Origin of the sequence: Shewanella sp. AC91-MNA-CIBAN-0169, assembly GCF_040310165.1 — a bacterium.
In the GTDB taxonomy this organism is placed as follows: Bacteria; Pseudomonadota; Gammaproteobacteria; order Enterobacterales; family Shewanellaceae; genus Shewanella.
Genome location: NZ_JBEOPM010000002.1, coordinates 264027 through 281342, shown reverse-complemented (window position 1 = coordinate 281342; position 17316 = coordinate 264027). Strand labels below are relative to the sequence as shown.

The window sequence follows — 17316 nt, the reverse complement described above, 5'->3', positions numbered from 1 at the left end:
TCATGGCTAACTCAACTGTTCAATTCGATTTAACCAATCCTCAGCATGTCGCTATGCGCAAACTGATGGCGAATGTTTATGCGCGTCATGTTGAAGCAAATGCACAAGGTTTACCGCTAATGGCCCTTAGGTATTTAGGCATGGCGCAAGGTTTAGAGAAGGTGGCCTTGTATGTGTTGGCTGATCACACGCTGCACCAGCTCTGTTTTGAATTGACGTGTTCTTTACAAGGCATGGACTCAATCGTAAGGAAAGAGGTGGCAGCATGAGCAAAGTATTCACAACTAAGTTCGGTGGCGTAGCTATGTCTAAACCCTTTTCAATGTTTGGGGTTGATGAAAAGCAAGTAGAAGTGACCTATAAGCCAAGCAACTACAGCGGCTGGGGGATAACCAAAACCTGTAATGCCATCGAAGTAGAGATTTTTGAACAGGCCGATGCCGAGTTCTTTGCCGAAGTAGCAGAAGGAAAACTGCGTATAAGCCGCCCAACGGAGAAAGTTGCATGAGTCAGTTAACTGAAAAGCAAATTAAAGCCCGTGCTTATTATCAAGCGAATAAAGAAAAAATCTGTGCCCAAAAACGCGCCCAGCATTCAGTTAAATCAACTGTATCACCCACTAAAAAAGTGGAGAAAGTTGTCATCGTGAATAAGGATTTTAATAGCACGATTAGTGCAAAACGTTTGTTTGCGCCGGAGCGAATAGAGCAACCAAAGAATGTTAACCCTCAAAAACTGCGCGTTCGTCGCAGCATTGAAGATATTCACATGGCGAGATCTTACGGGTTATCACAGCAAGATATGGGGGCGATATGAGCGATAAAACAGTAGCGATAAAAATAGGCGAACGTTATTTTTGCGGCTTTGGTAAAGATGGAAGCATCAAGACTGCATGGTCGATTGCAGGTGCTAAGTTGTTTTTGTCACGCCAAATCCCAGAAGTAATTGTTAATCAGCTTAAGAAAAAGAACAAGAAGTTCGAAATCGTGAACGTAATAGAAGAACCGTCAGCAGATCTTGTATGGATGACTCGAGAAGAGTTTAATCACTACACAGCCATTCAAAAAATGAAGCCGGTGAATATCGATTTTATTCGTGAATTTGCATTAAACGAAATGCAGCGATCTAAAGCCGTTATGAACTCAAATGTTGATTTTGGTGATTTCGTTGATAGTCATTTCTTTAAAGTTGATGCAATTGAGTGGGCACGGCTAGCCAGAGGATTACAGCGCGAAATAAACAAATTGGGTGGCCTATGAAACAACAAGCCGCTTTTAAACATTTGCTTCACCATTTTCGTGCCACCAAAGGCATCGTTAAGCAAACATTTTCTGTAAATTCGACCAGTTTATATGAAGGGGACAACCACGCATATGAACTTGCATTAGCCAGATGTGTCGGCGCTTTAGACTGCCTTTATTGGCAGGCAATGGGCAATGGTCTTGTTAATCTTGGAAAAGGTATTCGCCGTTATACCCATAAACTAAAAGCACACGTTCAGGTTGATTATTTGTGATTAACCAAGAAGACCTTATCCGTAAAGTCGGCCTTGATACGGCCGCTTTTTTTACCACCTTTCACGCCAAAATTGATTTGGAATGGTCGGCCAAACTGGTTGCCGACTTGCCAGAGCATGTGGCCGTGACGTTATTCGGCCAATATTGCTATAAACGGCGCGCCTTAAACAATGGCCGTAGCCCAAACATTTGGCTGCGTAAACGTGTTGCCACCATCACCGAAATGGTTAATCAATTCCCTATTCCTGTATTTCACATCAACACCGAAGACCGCCGTGAAGCGATTGCCACCGAGTGGGCAGACCGTTGCACGGGCGTGTTGAATAACATGACAGATTACGGCAACAAACAGATTGATGCGCTTGAACTGTTATTAGCTATAAAAGAGCCAGCCGATCAGTGGGGGTTTTGCCCAGCATTACCTGATTTTAATGATTATGAAGAAAAGAAAGACAGTGGTGTTTTTGACGAATACCCAGTGATGTACAACCTTATTGCAGGAGCTATCGCCAGGTTAACCGATGAAAACTGGTGGCTGCGCAAACTCAATAGAGCCTATTCGCATTATGAAGAACACACCGCCATTGTTGTGGGTAGAGTGCGCAGCGGCGTATCGCCTTATGTATCTAATCACGCTTTTAAAGAATGGCAACAACGTAAACAAGCCGCAAAGTTGTGGCTAAACGAAATGCAAGTGGTTAATGACGAACATGGGCTAGAACTTACGTTAGCCGATGCAGTTGCCGCGTCAGTGGCTAATCCAGAAGTGCGCCGCGCTGAACTTATGGTGCGTATGCGCGGGTTTGAAGACCTAGCCATTGAGCAAGGCTATGTTGGGGAGTTTTATACGTGGACCGCGCCAAGCCGTTTTCACAGTTGGAAAAAAAGCATTAAAGGCCCGTCTTACTCAAATAAAAAATACGATGGTGCCACCCCAAAAAAAACCCAAGCCTACCTTTGTAGCCAGTGGGCAAAATGTCGCGCTAAATTTGCCCGTGAAGATATTGAAGTGTTTGGTTTTCGCGTAGTCGAACCACACCATGACGGCACACCTCACTGGCATTTATTACTGTTTTTTAAACCAGAACAACTGCGCCTAGCCCGTTCGATTATGCGCCGTTATGCCTTACAGCATGACAAGCACGACCTTGCACCAGCCAAAGGTAAAAAGAGTGTACGCCACCAAGGGTATAAACCTCGTTTCGATTTTAAAACCATTGATCCTGCCAAGGGGTCGGCAACCGGTTATATCGCCAAATACATCGCAAAAAACATCGATGGTCATATGGTAGATGATGATCATGAAGCTGAAACCAGCGGCAAAGATGGTGCGCAAAATGTTGCTGCGTGGTCAAGCACTTGGAACATTAGACAGTTTCAACAAATTGGTGGCCCGTCGGTAACCGTGTGGCGTGAGCTGCGTCGTTTACGTGAGGCCATTGATTTTGACGATGTGGTTGAACGTGCCCGCAATGCAGCTGATAGCAGTAATTGGTCACGCTATGTTGAAGTAATGGGCGGCACATTTTGTAAACGTGCTGACAGACCAGTGCAACTGGCTAAAGCCATTCAAGACACCGGCAATGTTTACGGTGAAGAAGTTTCTAAAATTATGGGCGTACTGTCACAGGAAAACCACACCACAATTAATACCAGGTTAGATGGTTGGGAAATCCGCAAGCCGCAGGCCGATATGTACGTGCCAACACCAGACGAACGCGCTTTTGATGTGGCTTTTGATTTGTCTGTTGATCTTGCTTCTAAAAGCGGCGACAGCCGCGCACCTTGGAGTTCTGACAATAACTGTACGCAGTCGATCAAAACTAGCAAAAAGATCGCCAAAGGTGATCAGCTGTTAATTATCGAGGGCAGAAAGTTAGGGTTAGACAACGAGGATCTTAAACGCCTACGTGCGGGGTCCATTATTAACTCTGTTGTAAATGGTAATGACCAATATATTTCATTACGTCAGGGCATGTTGTTTGTTAGCCGCAGGCCACCCAATAGCCATCAAGCCCATAGTGATTGGGATGATGCAGCCCTTAATTCACAATTTGATGCCTATAACCGCGAAAGCATCAATGCCAACAAAAAAGTATTAAATGCCCAAGCATGGCGAGTCGTCGACAAACAGTTAGATGTTGATGTCTGGCTGCAAGATATGTCGCCAGATATGGCAAAACTTGCACTAGAGCAGTTGCAACATGTGGTTGATCTGCAGCAGCAAGAAAAGTACGCCTCGCCTTATGTTTATCAACCCAAGGAAGTCAGCACTGCATTTGATGAAGTGGAGGACGACGATGCCTATTTTTGACCGAAATAATCCAGCAGACCTAAAGGCCATAGCCGAAGCGCAGCAATTTACCGTCGAATGCTTTGAACGCTATCAGCTTTGTAAAAAACAACTAGACACATTAAACAAGCAAGCCGTTCGCCAGTGGTTAGAACGCCTGCCAATAGAACAGCGCGAAAAGTGCCGAGTGACGTTAAATAACATTATGGTTATGCGACGTAGAAAATGAATATTTATGAGTATGGTTAAGGTGTTGATTAATAATAGGTTGCGCGTTTTGGGCATCATGTTAGTAAATTATCCCTAACACAAAAAAAAGTCATTTTTTGTTTTGAGCTTTTGAATTTTTGAAAGGTTGCGCGATTGAAAATGTGTGGAGAATAAGTAAGGCACCGCTATTGGTGTGCCTAATTATGAGAACATGAAAATGGATGACAAAATGATTTTAGTTGAGCAATTACAGATGCTGATTGATATGTATGCTATGCAAACCAGTGAGTCTAAAAAAGATGTTGCGGTATCGATTTTTGCGAAGGTAGTTGACTGCGAAGTAATAGATAAAAGTATATCAGACTAAAACAAAGCAAGTTCTTGTTGTAGATCTTTACGTTGAGATGGTGACAATGATTTGACTAATGCTGACACAACTTCAGTTGTGTTTTTAGATGAAGGACTCAGAGTGTGACTAAACGATACATTTGCCACGAACGTGTGGCCACACTCTGGGTCAGAGCATGAACAATATAAATTAGCATGTGCCAGACTTAATCTGTCAGTTTTACCGATAACTGCTTTTTTACCACAACTAGTACATAACACCCGCATGTCGATCTCCCAATCGTTAAAACGCTAATGTTTAATCAGTTTAGTTTACGCCATAGTACTGTTTTTTTAAACAGTCATTTAAGTGACAGCTATTTATAAACCCTGTAACATTGATAACATTAAAAACAAAGGGTGATAGATTGTATGGCTGATAGTTCAAATACGGCATTGGTTGCATCGGATGCAATAAGTTCAGTTGGGGCCATTCATTCACCGTTTGTGCTTATGTTAGTGATTGGTTTGCTCGGAGGTTGGTTATCTTGGCTAAATACTGATTATGATGAAAAGTACTGCCATAGACGGCTCGCAAGAAACTTAGTCACTGGCGTTTTAGCAACTTTTATGGTGCCTTTATTCCTTCAAATGATTGGCAGTAACCTTTTACAAGAAATTTCCCCCAATAATAGTCCTTTTTATGTTTTTCTTGGCATGTGTAGTGCTGCTGCTTTTGTTGCACAAAAATTTGCTTCTTCTATTTCTGACAAAATGATTCAACAAGCTAGTGATAAAGCAGATTCCGCAACCAAAGCAGCAAAACAAGTTTCGGAAAAAACCTTATCCATTGAAATTGAACAACTGAAAATTCAAGGCTCACTTTTTATGATGAGAAAAGAGTTTGACCAAGCGTTATTGCTTATGGACGAGTATTTGAAGCACAATCCTAAAGACTCTAGAACACTCTTCAGGAAAGCATATTGTTTAAAACGAATCGGTAGAGTATCAAGAGCATTGAAAGAAATAGATGCAGCGATTCAACACGCCGAAAAACCAAATGCTATTTTACACTTCAACAAAGCTTGCTACATGGCCATTCTTAAAAAGCCTATTGAACAAATAATTGACTCATTGCAAAAAGCTTATGTTTTAGATTCACAAGATGTGAAGTCTGCTATACTTGAAGAGCTAAAGCTTGAAGGTGAAGGCGACTTTAACAACATTAAAGATGAGCAACAGTTTGTTGACTTTATGAGTACCAACAAGGTAAGTTAATAGGACTTACCACAAAATGTGGTAATTTTTATTGTTGAAATCTGCTGCATAGTGTATAAAGCCGCATGAAATTTACTTTAAACCATGTATATATCGTTTGGAGATGCTTATGAATAAATTAAAACAAGTACAAGATAGAGAGCCACCTATCTTGTGATAACCATGACTCAAACGTAAACCGCCATTTAGGCGGTTTTTTTATGTCTAAATTTACTCCAAATCAAAAACCAACTTTAACTTGCCGCCAACTTCTGGATCACGCGCTATCGCATTAACCAAATTATTGATTAACGGCTTAGTTTCATTTTTAAAATAAACACCATCGTATTTATCAGGGTCACCAAGTCCAGACGTATTGGTGGGAATAATACCGGCTAGTCCAGGTGGAAAACGGTGTGCGTTCAATACGTCTTGAGCAGACACGTTTTTAACGTTCATAAACTCGTCTTTGCTTTCAAAATTACCCACGGGAATAATCTGCAAACCTTTTTCTTTACCGTTGGGGATATTGACAAACAGTGAACGGAAGTTACCCACACCCTTTGAATCCTGAATTTTCTCTTTAATGTCTTTTTCAACATTAGGGTCCAAGTTCGGGTCGGTCGCATACATAATGAAACCCATGTGGGCGCCGTTGATGTAATATTTACGTCTAAACAGTGTGGCATCTTCATTTAATAATGCTGCTTGTAAGCCGCCTAAATAATCTGGGCAACCATATACCTGCTGCACTGGGTCATACTGGCGAACCCAAATAATGTCTTTGGCCTTATAACGCTTAACTTGTTGGTCACGTTCTAACACCACTGCGCCACCATCTTCAGCCACGCGGGTTCGATAGCTGGGTAACGGAAACAACCGTACGGTTTGCTTAAAGCCGTTGCGGATCTTCACTAATGCCACATCACCAAATTGAATAAGATTTAAAAACGAAGCGCCAATTTCTTGGGCACTCATACCACCAGACACAAAACGTGCCGCTGCCATATTGGCGCGGCTTTGTACTATGCCACCATGTTGCGCATTACGGCGGGTAAGGTTAGCCAGTAAATAACGGTCAATGGGTGGTTCCCAATATTCATCCATTTGGTTATAAAACAGCGAGTCATAATCGGTTAGCCACATGTGAGGCATAACCTGTTCAGGCAAACTAAACACTACAGGTGCATTACTGTTAGGTTGCTCAGTCTCGTTTGCTGTATCGTCGTTCGCGACAGTTAGTGTTGCATTGTCCATGATGATGATCTCTTGTGTTCATAATTTAAAGGTTCGTTGATCACCGCGTGGGCAATCGCAAAGAATACGTCGGCATGGCCTGTGGTGTTATCGCGGCTTGCTTTAAAAGTAATGGCCCCGCCTGTATCGGTAGTGGTGCGGCGTATGGCTAAACAACTCATGGCAATATCTTTGTGTGAGGCATCCCACTCAATGCGGCCACCTTCAATGACATCAATCATTTTCAACACCAAGCGGGTTTTACTGCCAACACTATAATGAATCGCGGTCGCTTCACGGGGGAACAAGGTACTAATAGAGTCGAATACCCCAGCACCGATGCCTGTAGTGTCAACGCCAATGTAGGTCACCCGGTAACGTGAATAGACCTTTTGAATTTCGCTAACGTGATGAGCAAAGTTAAGCCCTCGCCAATAGTGTTTTTCTAATACGCGGAACTTTTCACCTTTCTTTTCACCTGGTGCAACCACAACCAAAGTCGCATTATCGCGGGTGCGTGATGGGTCATAACCTAGCCACACTTCACGGTTACCAAACGGCCGCAGTGTATTGGGTTTGTGATCCTGCCATCGCGCCGCATCAACCATGCATTTTTCAAGGTCGCTGAACTTAAATACACTGTCGGCATCATCAACAAACACGCACATAAACAAGTTGGCAAAATCATCGCCATTGTATTCATCGCGTAGTTCATCAATATCAAACAAGCCGCAGCCGCCAGCCAATGCATCTTCAATGGTAACCACAAACCGCCATTGTTTATCTGGGCATAATCGGCCACGGTCGCGCATGGCATTAAAAGTGGGAAACTCAACCTCTTCACGGTCGGGTTTACCTTGGCGCCAATGGTCGCCAGTCCAAAATGAGTAAGCCGGATGGGCTTTAGTCGATGGGGTTGAAAAGTAGGTTTTACGCCAGTTTTTATGGGTTGCCATGGCAGAGGCTAATTTGTTTAATACATCAAACTTGCCAATCCAAAAATACTCGTCCACATAGACGTGGCCGTGATAACTTTGCGCGGTTTTGCTGTTGGTACTTAAAAATCGCAGTTCGGCATCACCGTGCTTGGTGTGCAACACAATCGGGTTGCCGGTTAATTCAATTTCGAAAAACTCTTGAGCGATAGCAATAATGTAACTGCGGAATACTTCAGCTTGCGAACGTGACGCCGACAAGAATATTTGCGGATCCCCGGTTAATACTGCTTGCTCAAATGCTTCCCCCGCAAAGTAATAGGTAGCGCCAATTTGACGGCTTTTTAAAATATTACGAATACGTTGATGCAAATTTTTGTGCATGGTTTTTTGGTATTCAAACAGCGATGCATACCAGCTAGCAAAATCATCAGCGTCTAAATGGCTTACATCGTTTTTGCGCTTGCGGCCTTTACGTGGTTTATCGTCATTACCTGCACGTTCGCCACCTTTAGCGTTATTACCTTTATTACCCGATTTGGAACCAGAACCGGAACCAAACGAATGCCCCTCGCTGATTAGGCGCTGCTTTTTCAACTTCACATGCTTTTCAATCAGCATGTCGAGCTCTTTTATTTGATTACCCGATTTATCCTGAATATCAGACAGCATCACAATGCGTCGTGCAATTGCCTCGTCTACTTCTTCCTCACGCAGTAAATCACGCCAACCGTATTTATCAGCCCAGTAGTACACCACCCGATTATTGGGCAGGGCTAACTCGTCCCGAATTTCATCAGGTGTGTGTCTGCGTAAATAAAGCCGTTTTGCGGCTTCACGAATTTCAGGAGAGTAGGCCATATCACTTAGGGTTAATGATTAATGTTGCCAGTGTATTGGCTATCGCGGCACTCATAACGGACTAAATATCGGCTCAGTTCCGATAATGCAAAAATCGGAATTGCGCCGAACTTTGCCAAGTGATTGCACCTTGCCAAAGCCGTAAGCTGTAGGCCTAAACAGCATTTACGCATTTAACGACTTTAGGCAGGCAAACACATGGGCAAGCAAACTGGGTGGGTTATCGCAGCAACCGAAGGCGCAACAGTCGACGGACGCACTATTACCAAACAGTGGATTGAAGACATGGCCGCACAATATTCAGTGGATGAATATACCGCCATGATTTGGCCTGAACACTTCCGTTCATCATGGGCACCGTTTGAGGGTAAAAACTGGGGCACAGTAGATGAAGTAAAAGCCGCTAAAAAAGACGGACAACTGCGTTTATACGTCAAATTAACCGCCAACGATTACTTACTTGAAGCCAACAAAGACGGCCAAAAGTTGTTTATGTCAATTGAGCCAAACATTGATTACAAAGCAACAGGTAAAGCCTACTTACAAGGCATTGCCGTTACTGACTCGCCAGCATCAACAGGTACAACCCGCCTTAAGTTTTCAGTAGGTCAAAACCACCACGACCACGAATACAGCAAATTAGAAGAGTTGCAACAAAGCGACTTCATTACGGAACAAGCAACGCCTACGGAACAGGGCTTGTTTGCCATGCTACGCAATTACTTTAATAAGCCAAACGCGGCAACCGACCCAACCGAGGAACCTCCAATGGACCAACAGCAATTCGATGCCTTAATGGGCAAATTTGAAACCTTTGGCACCAAGCTAACAGAGCTTGAAAGCAAAGTTGAAGCCTTTGGCAAACAGCCAGAATCCGACACCAGCATTGAACCAGTAGTAGAACCTGCCGCACCAGCTGCGACTGATAAAACAGAAGCGCCAGGTGTTAGTGCTGAACAGTTCAGCAAAGTTGAAACATTACTCACTGGCCTAACTGAAAAGCTAGGCACGATGGAAACCAAGTTCAACAAATTAAGTGCTGAAGTTGATGGTCAAGAGCCAGACCCAGCAGGCCAAGGCGATTCGTTCCAAGTGGTTTAATCACCACTAAACCACTTAATTCACCAATTAGCAGCGAGAAAGCCACATGAACTTAACAGAATTAGCAAAAGCCTGTTTGCTTGCATACAACACAAACATGGCAACAAATTATCAAACATCAGACGTAACTAAACAGTTTGCGGTTACTGGTCCAATGGAAACTCGACTGAAAGAAGCATTGCTAAATTCTGTTGAGTTTTTATCCATGATCACCATGATGGACGTTGACCAAATTAAAGGCCAAGTCGTTAAGGTGGGTAACTATGGCATTGCCACTGGTCGCAAAAAAGACGGTCGCTTTAATACCACCAACGGTGTTGATGGCCACAACTACGAATTAACTGAAACCGACTCGTGCGCGTCAGTGCCTTGGGCGACATTAGCGGTTTGGGCAAACGCGGGGTCAACTAACCAATTCATGCAGCTAATGAGTCAAAATGCGACACAGCGTTTTGCGCTAGACATGTTACGCGTAGGCTTTAACGGCACATCGATTGCGGAAACATCAGACCCTATTGCTAACCCAATGGGCGAAGACGTTAACAAAGGTTGGCACCAAATTGTTAAAGAAAAAGCCCCAGACCAAATTGTGGTTGATGATCTGTACTTTGACCCAGACGGCGCAGGCGATTACAAAACCCTTGACGCCATTGTTACCGAGTTGAAAAACACTCTTATTCACAAAACGTTACGCAGTGATCCACGTCTAGTGGTGTTAGTGGGTAGCGACTTAACCGCAGCAGCACAAACCCACATGATGAACCAAGCAGACAAGCCCACTGAAAAAGTGGCGGCTCAGCAAATGGATAAAAACATTGGTGGCTTGCGCGCTTACACACCGCCGTTCTTCCCAGGTAAACGTATTGTCGTGACATTAGCGTCTAACTTGCACCTTTACACCCAAAAAGGTACGCGTTCACGTAAGTCTGAAAATGTCGAAGACCGCAAGCAGCACGAAGACAAATATTGGCGCATGGAAGGTTATGCCATTGAAGAGTTTGAGGGCTATGCAGCCATCGACGAAGCCAACATACACATTGGCGCCAAAGTTTAATCATGCCGAGGCTAGGCACTTAATCAGTGCCTAGCTATTCACTTATATAACAACAATTAGGGGATGGGATATGTCTGTAATTGCCAATTTTAAAAAACGCCGTGAAGCTGAAAAAGCGACAAAACATAAAGCCAGCGAACAGCAAAAAATCAATGCTGATGTTGGTGTAAAACTAGTTGAAACATTAACCAGTATTAAGCCAGAACAAGAACAAGTAACCGATGCCGCCGATTCAGTAACCGGAGCAGCTGACAAAGTAGAACAAAGCGCCAGCGCCATTGACGACAGTGCCAGCGATTTAGCTTATAGCGCTGACAGCATTGCCAATGCAGCCAACGACATTAAAGAAGCGACCGCAGAGTTAAAAAAGCCGTCGGCGGTGCCAAAATCCTCGCGTTCAAAGAAAGCCGCCAAGCCCAAAAAGAACTCGAAAAAGTAAGCCAGACAGGTGACGCCAAATACGCACCAAGTTTGCACTTACAACTGATTGAACTTGAAACAGATTTAAAACGGCTAAAAGCCTTTGCAAGACGCAGCGACAAGGTAAGCCATAAAAGTGATGTGTTGCTGCCCAAGTGGCTACCCATTACCACCGACTATTTAGCAAAGCTAGACGCTAACAACCAAAAGGACAAAGTAAATGACCATCCTATTTTTGCTTACTGCATTGTGTGGCTGTTTGATGTTGGTGAGCTTAGCCGAGCTATTGAACTGGCGTTTCGCGCCATCGAACTGGGGCAACCAATGGCGGGCAGCATTCGCCGCCAATGGGCAGGTTTTATTGCCGACACGGTATTTGATTGGGCTGAACTACAAGCAGAAAACGGCAACAGTATTGAACCGTATTTCAGCATGGTGTTTAAGCGCGTGGTTAACGATTGGAAACTGCCAGAACCGGTTACCGCAAAGTTTTACAAGTTCGCGGGGCTGGCGCTGTTACGTAGCGCGAATGGCGACGTTAAACCGACACAGGTTGGCGACATTAGCCGGTTGCAACAAGCTGATGCGTTACTCGAAAAAGCGGCCAGTTTGCACAAGCATGCCCAGGTGAAAACAGTAAGAAATAAAATTGATATGCGAATACGTGCGTTAGAAGCCTATGGCTCACAAGAACAAGGCCAATAACGCAAGGGACCAACTCCCAACCCTCCAGTTCGCTAGCTGAGTGTTTAACAGGTGACTGTTAATAACCACTGTGACGCTAACCGAACTGAACCCAATTAACGCAAAGATATAAACAGGTGATGTATGAGCTTTGGATTTAATGCAGGAGAACAAGAAAGCATTGCTATCGACACAGATAGTGGCTGGCCTGCATTATCAACTGGAGATTTTCGCAAGCATCGCCGTATCCCTGAGTATTTTGAAGAGCAAGCACTAGCCGATTCGCTTAATCGTAGTGTGGCAGAAATACAGCAGCAATTACTCGAATTCATCATGACAGCACCGGGAACGGAAGCCCCTTTTGCCTTAGACGCTAGTCTAGCGCCTGATTTCAGCGTGCAGCAAGTTAGCATTTACCGCGGTGCAGTGTATGCCCGTTCTCATGCTGATTTGCTGGGCTATTTTTCTGCTGTTGACCAAAAAGAAGCGGGCAACAACAAAGCCCAAGATGAAACACAACAAGACGCAATTTTTGCACAGTCAAACCGTGCCTTGCGTTTGCTGCTTGGCCTTGGCCGTGCGGGAGTGCATTCACTATGAGCACTGAAACCCCAACTCAAACAACAACCCAATTACAGCAATTAACAGCGTTTTTACTGCAAAGCTTATCGCCAATCGTTAAAAACAATGATCTGGATGCATGGCAAGAAAATGGCACGTTAATTTTAAATGGCGAAGACAAAGGCAGTGACGGCTATCAAGTCGCCAAATGGAAACATAACGCTGTGATTGCATTAGAGCGTTTTCCACACCGCCGCATTAACCCTTATAACTTATTAGCCATGGTTGCCGCCTTTTTAATTGACAGCGATTGGCAGCGTGACGAATACGGCTTAGATGATCCACAACTGGACATCGACGTGGTGAGTAAAGACCACGCCACAGTATTAATTGAAGTGCAGCTGATAGACAACATTGAGCTGCTACCAGACCCCAACGGCCCAGTATTATTTAACGGTGAAAATTACCGTGTGTCGTTAGTGCCATTAAACATAGCGGAAACCGTTGATGTGCAGCAAAAAGGGGCTGATGTATGAGCTTAAGCATTGCCCCAAACAAACAGCAAGTATTGAGCGTTAAGCATCAATTGTTGTTGCAGTCATTACCAGCTAACAAGCGGGTAAGAATTTTAAAAACGCTGGGTCGCCACGAACGCGCGCTAGCCCGTAAACGGATACGTACCCAAACCACGGTTGACGGCACCCACATGGCCAGCCGCGCCGATGGTAAAAAAGCCAAGATGCTAAAACGCATGGGCAGAACATTAGAACCTTATGTAAAAAACGCCAACCGATTAGAGCTTAAACATAAAGCCGCGTTAACAGGCCGAATTGCTGCTCTACATCAAGACGGTGGCACAGAATCAATGAGCGCCAGCCGTATGGCTCGTATTCATGGACAACCAGATTACAAGGCATCAGCTACACGTAGCCAAGCCAAAGCGCTTATTGCATTGGGTTATAAAACCAAAAAAGCCAAAGGCAGTGGTTACCGTCGCGCCACCATTAGCGAAATAACGGACAACTTAAGTCAAGGTAAAGCGGGTCTGATTTTGTCGCTGTTACGCGACAAGCAAATAAAAAACCGCTGGCAAATACCCGTTAAAGCGCGTCCGTTCTTGGGTGACACAACCCCAAACGTACAACGTGAATTAGTAAAAATCATTGACAATATCAACAGCAAAAGAGGCTAACCATGTCACTAGGTAAAGTACAAGTTAACAATTTGAATCTCGGCCAAGGTGACATTACCGCCATCGAACGCCACTTTCTTTTTATTGGTCTAGCGGGCGCAGTAGGTGAAGAAAGCCAACTGTTTAGCGTAAACGCTCAAACTGATTTAGAAGACGCATTGGCAGACAGTGACCTGCGTGATCAAGTGATTGCCGCGCAATTAAATGCGGGTCAAAACTGGACCGCTGCAGTTTATCCATTAGCAGGTGATGAAGACGTATTTGAAGCCATCGACCGCGCTAATGAAGTGCAAAGCTTTGAAACTGTCGTGTTCTGTGACATCAGTAAAACCGCAGAAGAAATCACCGCCAAGCACGATTACTTATTTAGTTTGCAAGCAACACTTGGGCGTTTTGTATCAGGGTTAGTTGCCGTGGCGGGTATCGATGCAGCCACCCAAACATGGTCAGCATATGAAGCTGCGCAAGTGGCATTAGTGGCAGGGCTAGCAAACTACTTAGCGATCCCAGTGCCGCAATTGCATGGTAACAACGTTGGCGTGTTAGCCGGTCGTTTATGTAACTACGCCGTAAGTATTGCCGACAGCCCAATGCGTGTAGCAACAGGCAGCGTTATGGGGTTAGGCAGTGCGCCAGTAGACAGTGCCGAAAAACCATTAGAGTTAGCTACATTAAACACCTTAGCCACAGCCCGTTTTAGTGTGCCGCAATGGTATCCAGACTTTGAAGGGATTTATTGGGGTGACGGTTCAACATTAGACGCTGCAGGCGGTGACTATCAATACATTGAAAACATTCGTGTAGTGCATAAAGCCAGCCGTGAAGTGCGTATTCTCGCCATTCGCCGCATTGGTAACCGCGCGCTTAACTCAACACCAAACAGCATTGAGCTAAACAAAAGTTACTTTATGAAGCCACTGCGCACCATGAGTAAAAGCTTCACTATTTTAGGTACATCGTTCCCAGGTGAAATTACCCCACCGATTGAAGGTGATATTGAAATAGTGTGGCCAACCAACAAAAGCGTGGTGATTTACATGGTTGTTCGTCCATATAACAGCCCGAAAGCCATCACAGTCAACATCATGCTTGACCTAAGCAATTAACTTAAGTCGCAACACATAAGGAATCGCAAACATGCGTTTATCTGGAATGAATTTTAACGTCAACCTAGGCGACATCATGGTTCAAGTTGACACCGCATCGTTAACCATTACCGACAACAGTGGCGTGTCGCAAACTGGCGGTGTACCCGATGGTGCAGTAGACGGCGACGTGTCAGCAAGTGGCGAACTTAGTGTTAACGCTAGCAACTTTAAGTTGATCAGTCAGGCAGCTAAATCAGCCGGTTCTTGGCGCGCAATGCCTAATTTCGACATCATGTTTTATGGCAAAACATCGAAAGATGAAATGAAAGTAGAAGCCTTTGGTTGTCGCATTAAGTTAAGTGACCTTTTGGATGTAGATAAAAAAGGCGGTCAATCCTCACTGTTCAAAATACCGTTTGATGTCACCTCGCCAGACTTTGTTCACATCGATGGGGTGCCATATTTACGCCCTGACGAAATTGAAAACATTGTTCAGTAGAGATAGGTATACGAAATGGATGACGCCGACAGAGCAGGCATTGAGCAAGAACGCCTTGAAAAAGCCTTTTTAGCCAAGCGAACAACACAGCCGAGTCGGCCAAGCGCCACACAGTGTATTGAATGTGAAACCGTAATACCTGAAAAGCGCCGCCAATTTTTGCTAGGTGTGCAGTTATGTGTTGAATGCCAAACATTAAGTGAGAACAAGCGATGAGTGAGTTAAAGAACCGCCTAATTGAAAGCTTAATTGAACGTGAAGGGGGTTATGTAAACGACCCAACTGATCGCGGCGGTGAAACTAACTACGGCATTACCGTAAAAGTGGCCCGAGACTATGGCTACAAAGGTGAAATGCGCCACTTACCGTATGAATTGGTATTCAAGATTTACCAAGACCGCTTTTGGTCACCACTCAAACTTGATGCTATCAACGCTATCAGTGAAGACTTAACCGAGCAGCTGTTTGACTTTGGGGTTAACTCAGGCGTGGCAACAGCAGCAAAGCAACTGCAAACCTTGCTGAATGTATTAAATCAACAGCAAAAAATATACCCAGATTTAATGGTAGATGGCGCACTAGGTAGCCGCACCATATCTGCATTACAACAATATATTACACACCGTAAACAAACTGGTTTGCGGGTGTTAGTTGAGGCCGTTCGTGGTAAACGCATTGCGTTTTGCGTCGATATTGCCGCCAACGACGAAAGCCAAGAAAAGTACAGCTTTGGTTGGTTAACTCGCATCGTGAATTTATAGGACTGTATATGGACTGGAAATCAATTAGCGGAACCGTTGGCACCATAGCCGGAGCAGTCGCCCCGTTGCTGGGTGGCCCTATTGGCCTAGCAGTGAGCATTGGCAGTCAAATAGCGGGTGCATTAGGTACAGACAATACACCAGAAGCCGTGCAAGCCGCCTTGCGTAATGACCCAAACGCAGCACTAAAACTGCAAGAGTGGGCCCAGCAAGAACGTGAGCAAATTCGCCAAGCCAACATCGAACTGCAACGCATTGCCTTAGATGAATACAAAGCGGATTTAGCCGACAGACAAAACGCCAGAAGTGAACATAAAGATCATTGGATGCCTGCCACATTAACGCTTGTGTTGCTTGGGCTGTTTGCCGCCGTGTTATGGGCGTTATTTTACGGCCCAGTGATTGAAGGCAACCGAGATTTGATTGTGTATTTGGTGGGTAACTTATTCACCTTAGTAGCGGGCGCCGTGACGTACTGGGTGAGTTCAACCAAAGAGTCCAGCGACAAAGACAAGGTGATGGGCTTATTAAAGCAAAGCAACACGCCCACGTTAGCTAACAACAAGGAATCGAGCTAATGGAACAATTAATCAATTGGCTTGTTGTGATCATCGGCATTGTTGGTGTGTTACTCACAATAGCGGTGCCGTTAGTTGCCTATTTAAACAGTGTGGCCAACAAAACCCGCGCCGAACTGAGCAACCATAAAACCCATGTTGCGGAAAACTACGCCACCAAAAATGACGTGAAAGATCTTGGTGACAGGATGGAGCGCCAGATGCAAGCCGGATTCGACAACCTAAAAGAACTATTAACAAACAGTAAAAATAAGGACTCAGTATGAAAAAGCAAATCACATTAACAATCGCCGCATTAACCATTGGTTTCACCATGACAACGGACGATTACAACAGTTATTTAAACGAAATCATGCCAGACAACAAAGTGGCACCAGCTCACAACCTAGTGATGCGAACTGTTGATGCTGAACAAAAAGAAGAACTACGCGGCATTTTAGACACATCACCGGGTGCAGCACTGCAAATTGCAGGTTTGTTAACTCAGGAGTTCGCGCCGTCGATTGCCATTAGCGTAAAAAAATAAATGCGCTGGTTGACGCCATTGGCAACAACCAGCTTGAGCAATTACTGATAACGCGCCGCCATTTATTGCCACATGAAGATGACAGCGAAATAAGCATTGCCCGCGCAGCTTGGTTACTCACCAGACAGCGCGAAGATTTAGAAGCCATTGTCACCAACGCCGTATGTAAGGCGTTTGGTGGTAAATAGAGAAGGTAGAGCCGTCAGCGGTTCGTAA

At 44.6% G+C, this 17316-nt stretch carries 27 protein-coding genes; 24 read left to right on the top strand and 3 right to left on the bottom strand.

Features of this window, described 5'->3' with window-relative positions:
- Nucleotides 1-2: 2 nt before the first annotated feature.
- The 8 genes from AAEY98_RS03715 (at nt 3) to AAEY98_RS03680 (ending at nt 4387) form a co-directional block, all read left to right on the top strand.
- The gene (locus AAEY98_RS03715; protein WP_351015061.1) at nt 3-269 is read left to right on the top strand and encodes a hypothetical protein; all 267 of its coding nucleotides are present in this window, start codon (nt 3-5) and stop codon (nt 267-269) included.
- Nucleotides 266-508 (top strand): hypothetical protein, encoded by a 243-nt coding sequence (locus AAEY98_RS03710; RefSeq protein ID WP_351015059.1) that lies wholly within the window; start codon nt 266-268, stop codon nt 506-508. Before AAEY98_RS03715 ends, AAEY98_RS03710 begins: the two co-directional genes overlap by 4 nt.
- Complete coding sequence (locus AAEY98_RS03705) at nt 505-816, top strand: hypothetical protein (RefSeq protein ID WP_351015057.1); 312 nt, start codon at nt 505-507, stop codon at nt 814-816. The genes AAEY98_RS03710 and AAEY98_RS03705 overlap by 4 nt, the downstream gene beginning before the upstream one ends.
- Complete coding sequence (locus AAEY98_RS03700; protein WP_351015055.1) at nt 813-1259, top strand: hypothetical protein; 447 nt, start codon at nt 813-815, stop codon at nt 1257-1259. Before AAEY98_RS03705 ends, AAEY98_RS03700 begins: the two co-directional genes overlap by 4 nt.
- Nucleotides 1256-1516 (top strand): hypothetical protein, encoded by a 261-nt coding sequence (locus tag AAEY98_RS03695; protein WP_351015053.1) that lies wholly within the window; start codon nt 1256-1258, stop codon nt 1514-1516. The genes AAEY98_RS03700 and AAEY98_RS03695 overlap by 4 nt, the downstream gene beginning before the upstream one ends.
- Complete coding sequence (locus AAEY98_RS03690; protein ID WP_351015051.1) at nt 1513-3831, top strand: replication endonuclease; 2319 nt, start codon at nt 1513-1515, stop codon at nt 3829-3831. The genes AAEY98_RS03695 and AAEY98_RS03690 overlap by 4 nt, the downstream gene beginning before the upstream one ends.
- On the top strand, nt 3818-4039 hold the full coding sequence (locus tag AAEY98_RS03685; RefSeq protein ID WP_351015049.1) for a hypothetical protein: 222 nt from the start codon (nt 3818-3820) through the stop codon (nt 4037-4039). Before AAEY98_RS03690 ends, AAEY98_RS03685 begins: the two co-directional genes overlap by 14 nt.
- A gap of 174 nt (nt 4040-4213) precedes the next feature.
- A complete protein-coding gene (locus tag AAEY98_RS03680; protein ID WP_351015047.1) occupies nt 4214-4387 on the top strand; it encodes a hypothetical protein in 174 nt (57 codons plus the stop codon).
- Here the strand turns inward: AAEY98_RS03680 and AAEY98_RS03675 are convergent.
- Nucleotides 4384-4635, bottom strand: coding sequence for an Ogr/Delta-like zinc finger protein (locus AAEY98_RS03675; protein WP_351015045.1), 252 nt, complete (start codon nt 4633-4635; stop codon nt 4384-4386). The genes AAEY98_RS03680 and AAEY98_RS03675 overlap by 4 nt on opposite strands.
- Before the next feature lie 144 nt (nt 4636-4779).
- Here AAEY98_RS03675 and AAEY98_RS03670 point away from each other — a divergent pair, with 144 nt between their 5' ends.
- Nucleotides 4780-5625, top strand: a complete 846-nt coding sequence (locus AAEY98_RS03670; RefSeq protein WP_351015043.1) for a YEATS-associated helix-containing protein — start codon at nt 4780-4782, stop codon at nt 5623-5625.
- 210 nt (nt 5626-5835) lie between these two features.
- Here the strand turns inward: AAEY98_RS03670 and AAEY98_RS03665 are convergent, their stop codons facing one another.
- Both AAEY98_RS03665 and AAEY98_RS03660 read right to left on the bottom strand, forming a co-directional pair.
- Nucleotides 5836-6861, bottom strand: coding sequence for a phage portal protein (locus tag AAEY98_RS03665; RefSeq protein WP_351015041.1), 1026 nt, complete (start codon nt 6859-6861; stop codon nt 5836-5838).
- Nucleotides 6843-8636, bottom strand: a complete 1794-nt coding sequence (locus tag AAEY98_RS03660) for a terminase large subunit domain-containing protein (RefSeq protein WP_351015039.1) — start codon at nt 8634-8636, stop codon at nt 6843-6845. The genes AAEY98_RS03665 and AAEY98_RS03660 overlap by 19 nt, the downstream gene beginning before the upstream one ends.
- Nucleotides 8637-8834: 198 nt before the next feature.
- Here AAEY98_RS03660 and AAEY98_RS03655 point away from each other — a divergent pair, with 198 nt between their 5' ends.
- The 15 genes from AAEY98_RS03655 to AAEY98_RS03585 all read left to right on the top strand — a co-directional run bounded on the left by AAEY98_RS03655 (nt 8835) and on the right by AAEY98_RS03585 (nt 17288).
- Nucleotides 8835-9737 (top strand): GPO family capsid scaffolding protein, encoded by a 903-nt coding sequence (locus AAEY98_RS03655; RefSeq protein ID WP_351015037.1) that lies wholly within the window; start codon nt 8835-8837, stop codon nt 9735-9737.
- Nucleotides 9738-9783: 46 nt separating this feature from the next.
- Nucleotides 9784-10791 carry a phage major capsid protein, P2 family gene (locus AAEY98_RS03650; RefSeq protein ID WP_351015035.1) on the top strand — a complete coding sequence of 336 codons (1008 nt, stop codon included), beginning with the start codon at nt 9784-9786 and terminating at the stop codon, nt 10789-10791.
- Between the two features lie 70 nt (nt 10792-10861).
- The gene (locus AAEY98_RS03645) at nt 10862-11230 is read left to right on the top strand and encodes a hypothetical protein (RefSeq protein ID WP_351015033.1); all 369 of its coding nucleotides are present in this window, start codon (nt 10862-10864) and stop codon (nt 11228-11230) included.
- A gap of 32 nt (nt 11231-11262) precedes the next feature.
- On the top strand, nt 11263-11916 hold the full coding sequence (gene gpM / locus AAEY98_RS03640) for a phage terminase small subunit (RefSeq protein ID WP_351015031.1): 654 nt from the start codon (nt 11263-11265) through the stop codon (nt 11914-11916).
- Between the two features lie 123 nt (nt 11917-12039).
- On the top strand, nt 12040-12495 hold the full coding sequence (locus AAEY98_RS03635) for a head completion/stabilization protein (protein WP_351015029.1): 456 nt from the start codon (nt 12040-12042) through the stop codon (nt 12493-12495).
- Entirely contained in the window at nt 12492-12992 is a 501-nt protein-coding gene (locus AAEY98_RS03630) for a phage tail protein (protein ID WP_351015028.1), read from the top strand. The genes AAEY98_RS03635 and AAEY98_RS03630 overlap by 4 nt, the downstream gene beginning before the upstream one ends.
- Nucleotides 12989-13648 carry a phage virion morphogenesis protein gene (locus tag AAEY98_RS03625; RefSeq protein ID WP_351015026.1) on the top strand — a complete coding sequence of 220 codons (660 nt, stop codon included), beginning with the start codon at nt 12989-12991 and terminating at the stop codon, nt 13646-13648. Before AAEY98_RS03630 ends, AAEY98_RS03625 begins: the two co-directional genes overlap by 4 nt.
- A 2-nt stretch (nt 13649-13650) precedes the next feature.
- Nucleotides 13651-14754 carry a DUF2586 domain-containing protein gene (locus AAEY98_RS03620; RefSeq protein ID WP_351015024.1) on the top strand — a complete coding sequence of 368 codons (1104 nt, stop codon included), beginning with the start codon at nt 13651-13653 and terminating at the stop codon, nt 14752-14754.
- Nucleotides 14755-14785: 31 nt separating this feature from the next.
- On the top strand, nt 14786-15235 hold the full coding sequence (locus tag AAEY98_RS03615) for a phage protein (protein ID WP_351015022.1): 450 nt from the start codon (nt 14786-14788) through the stop codon (nt 15233-15235).
- A gap of 15 nt (nt 15236-15250) precedes the next feature.
- A complete protein-coding gene (locus tag AAEY98_RS03610) occupies nt 15251-15451 on the top strand; it encodes a TraR/DksA C4-type zinc finger protein (protein ID WP_351015020.1) in 201 nt (66 codons plus the stop codon).
- The gene (locus AAEY98_RS03605; protein ID WP_351015018.1) at nt 15448-15996 is read left to right on the top strand and encodes a glycoside hydrolase family 108 protein; all 549 of its coding nucleotides are present in this window, start codon (nt 15448-15450) and stop codon (nt 15994-15996) included. The genes AAEY98_RS03610 and AAEY98_RS03605 overlap by 4 nt, the downstream gene beginning before the upstream one ends.
- A gap of 8 nt (nt 15997-16004) precedes the next feature.
- Nucleotides 16005-16574, top strand: coding sequence for a hypothetical protein (locus tag AAEY98_RS03600; protein WP_351015016.1), 570 nt, complete (start codon nt 16005-16007; stop codon nt 16572-16574).
- Nucleotides 16574-16840: a hypothetical protein gene (locus AAEY98_RS03595; RefSeq protein ID WP_351015014.1), complete on the top strand. Its 267-nt coding sequence runs from the start codon at nt 16574-16576 to the stop codon at nt 16838-16840. Before AAEY98_RS03600 ends, AAEY98_RS03595 begins: the two co-directional genes overlap by 1 nt.
- Nucleotides 16837-17100 carry a putative phage tail assembly chaperone gene (locus AAEY98_RS03590; protein ID WP_351015012.1) on the top strand — a complete coding sequence of 88 codons (264 nt, stop codon included), beginning with the start codon at nt 16837-16839 and terminating at the stop codon, nt 17098-17100. The genes AAEY98_RS03595 and AAEY98_RS03590 overlap by 4 nt, the downstream gene beginning before the upstream one ends.
- 65 nt (nt 17101-17165) lie before the next feature.
- Entirely contained in the window at nt 17166-17288 is a 123-nt protein-coding gene (locus AAEY98_RS03585) for a DUF6890 family protein (protein ID WP_351015010.1), read from the top strand.
- Nucleotides 17289-17316: the final 28 nt, after the last annotated feature.

Excerpts from the sequence above, each read along its gene's own strand:
- AAEY98_RS03660 (WP_351015039.1), bottom strand. The coding sequence starts at position 8,636 with ATGGCCTACTCTCCTGAAATTCGTGAAGCCGCAAAACGGCTTTATTTA.
- AAEY98_RS03655 (WP_351015037.1), top strand. The coding sequence starts at position 8,835 with ATGGGCAAGCAAACTGGGTGGGTTATCGCAGCAACCGAAGGCGCAACA.
- AAEY98_RS03670 (WP_351015043.1), top strand. The coding sequence starts at position 4,780 with ATGGCTGATAGTTCAAATACGGCATTGGTTGCATCGGATGCAATAAGT.
- AAEY98_RS03625 (WP_351015026.1), top strand. The coding sequence starts at position 12,989 with ATGAGCTTAAGCATTGCCCCAAACAAACAGCAAGTATTGAGCGTTAAG.
- AAEY98_RS03675 (WP_351015045.1), bottom strand. The coding sequence starts at position 4,635 with ATGCGGGTGTTATGTACTAGTTGTGGTAAAAAAGCAGTTATCGGTAAA.
- AAEY98_RS03645 (WP_351015033.1), top strand. The coding sequence starts at position 10,862 with ATGTCTGTAATTGCCAATTTTAAAAAACGCCGTGAAGCTGAAAAAGCG.
- AAEY98_RS03595 (WP_351015014.1), top strand. The coding sequence starts at position 16,574 with ATGGAACAATTAATCAATTGGCTTGTTGTGATCATCGGCATTGTTGGT.
- AAEY98_RS03610 (WP_351015020.1), top strand. The coding sequence starts at position 15,251 with ATGGATGACGCCGACAGAGCAGGCATTGAGCAAGAACGCCTTGAAAAA.
- AAEY98_RS03600 (WP_351015016.1), top strand. The coding sequence starts at position 16,005 with ATGGACTGGAAATCAATTAGCGGAACCGTTGGCACCATAGCCGGAGCA.
- AAEY98_RS03635 (WP_351015029.1), top strand. The coding sequence starts at position 12,040 with ATGAGCTTTGGATTTAATGCAGGAGAACAAGAAAGCATTGCTATCGAC.
- AAEY98_RS03710 (WP_351015059.1), top strand. The coding sequence starts at position 266 with ATGAGCAAAGTATTCACAACTAAGTTCGGTGGCGTAGCTATGTCTAAA.
- AAEY98_RS03665 (WP_351015041.1), bottom strand. The coding sequence starts at position 6,861 with ATGGACAATGCAACACTAACTGTCGCGAACGACGATACAGCAAACGAG.
- AAEY98_RS03620 (WP_351015024.1), top strand. The coding sequence starts at position 13,651 with ATGTCACTAGGTAAAGTACAAGTTAACAATTTGAATCTCGGCCAAGGT.
- AAEY98_RS03605 (WP_351015018.1), top strand. The coding sequence starts at position 15,448 with ATGAGTGAGTTAAAGAACCGCCTAATTGAAAGCTTAATTGAACGTGAA.
- AAEY98_RS03650 (WP_351015035.1), top strand. The coding sequence starts at position 9,784 with ATGAACTTAACAGAATTAGCAAAAGCCTGTTTGCTTGCATACAACACA.
- AAEY98_RS03615 (WP_351015022.1), top strand. The coding sequence starts at position 14,786 with ATGCGTTTATCTGGAATGAATTTTAACGTCAACCTAGGCGACATCATG.
- AAEY98_RS03630 (WP_351015028.1), top strand. The coding sequence starts at position 12,492 with ATGAGCACTGAAACCCCAACTCAAACAACAACCCAATTACAGCAATTA.
- AAEY98_RS03685 (WP_351015049.1), top strand. The coding sequence starts at position 3,818 with ATGCCTATTTTTGACCGAAATAATCCAGCAGACCTAAAGGCCATAGCC.
- AAEY98_RS03700 (WP_351015055.1), top strand. The coding sequence starts at position 813 with ATGAGCGATAAAACAGTAGCGATAAAAATAGGCGAACGTTATTTTTGC.
- AAEY98_RS03695 (WP_351015053.1), top strand. The coding sequence starts at position 1,256 with ATGAAACAACAAGCCGCTTTTAAACATTTGCTTCACCATTTTCGTGCC.
- AAEY98_RS03590 (WP_351015012.1), top strand. The coding sequence starts at position 16,837 with ATGAAAAAGCAAATCACATTAACAATCGCCGCATTAACCATTGGTTTC.
- AAEY98_RS03705 (WP_351015057.1), top strand. The coding sequence starts at position 505 with ATGAGTCAGTTAACTGAAAAGCAAATTAAAGCCCGTGCTTATTATCAA.
- AAEY98_RS03715 (WP_351015061.1), top strand. The coding sequence starts at position 3 with ATGGCTAACTCAACTGTTCAATTCGATTTAACCAATCCTCAGCATGTC.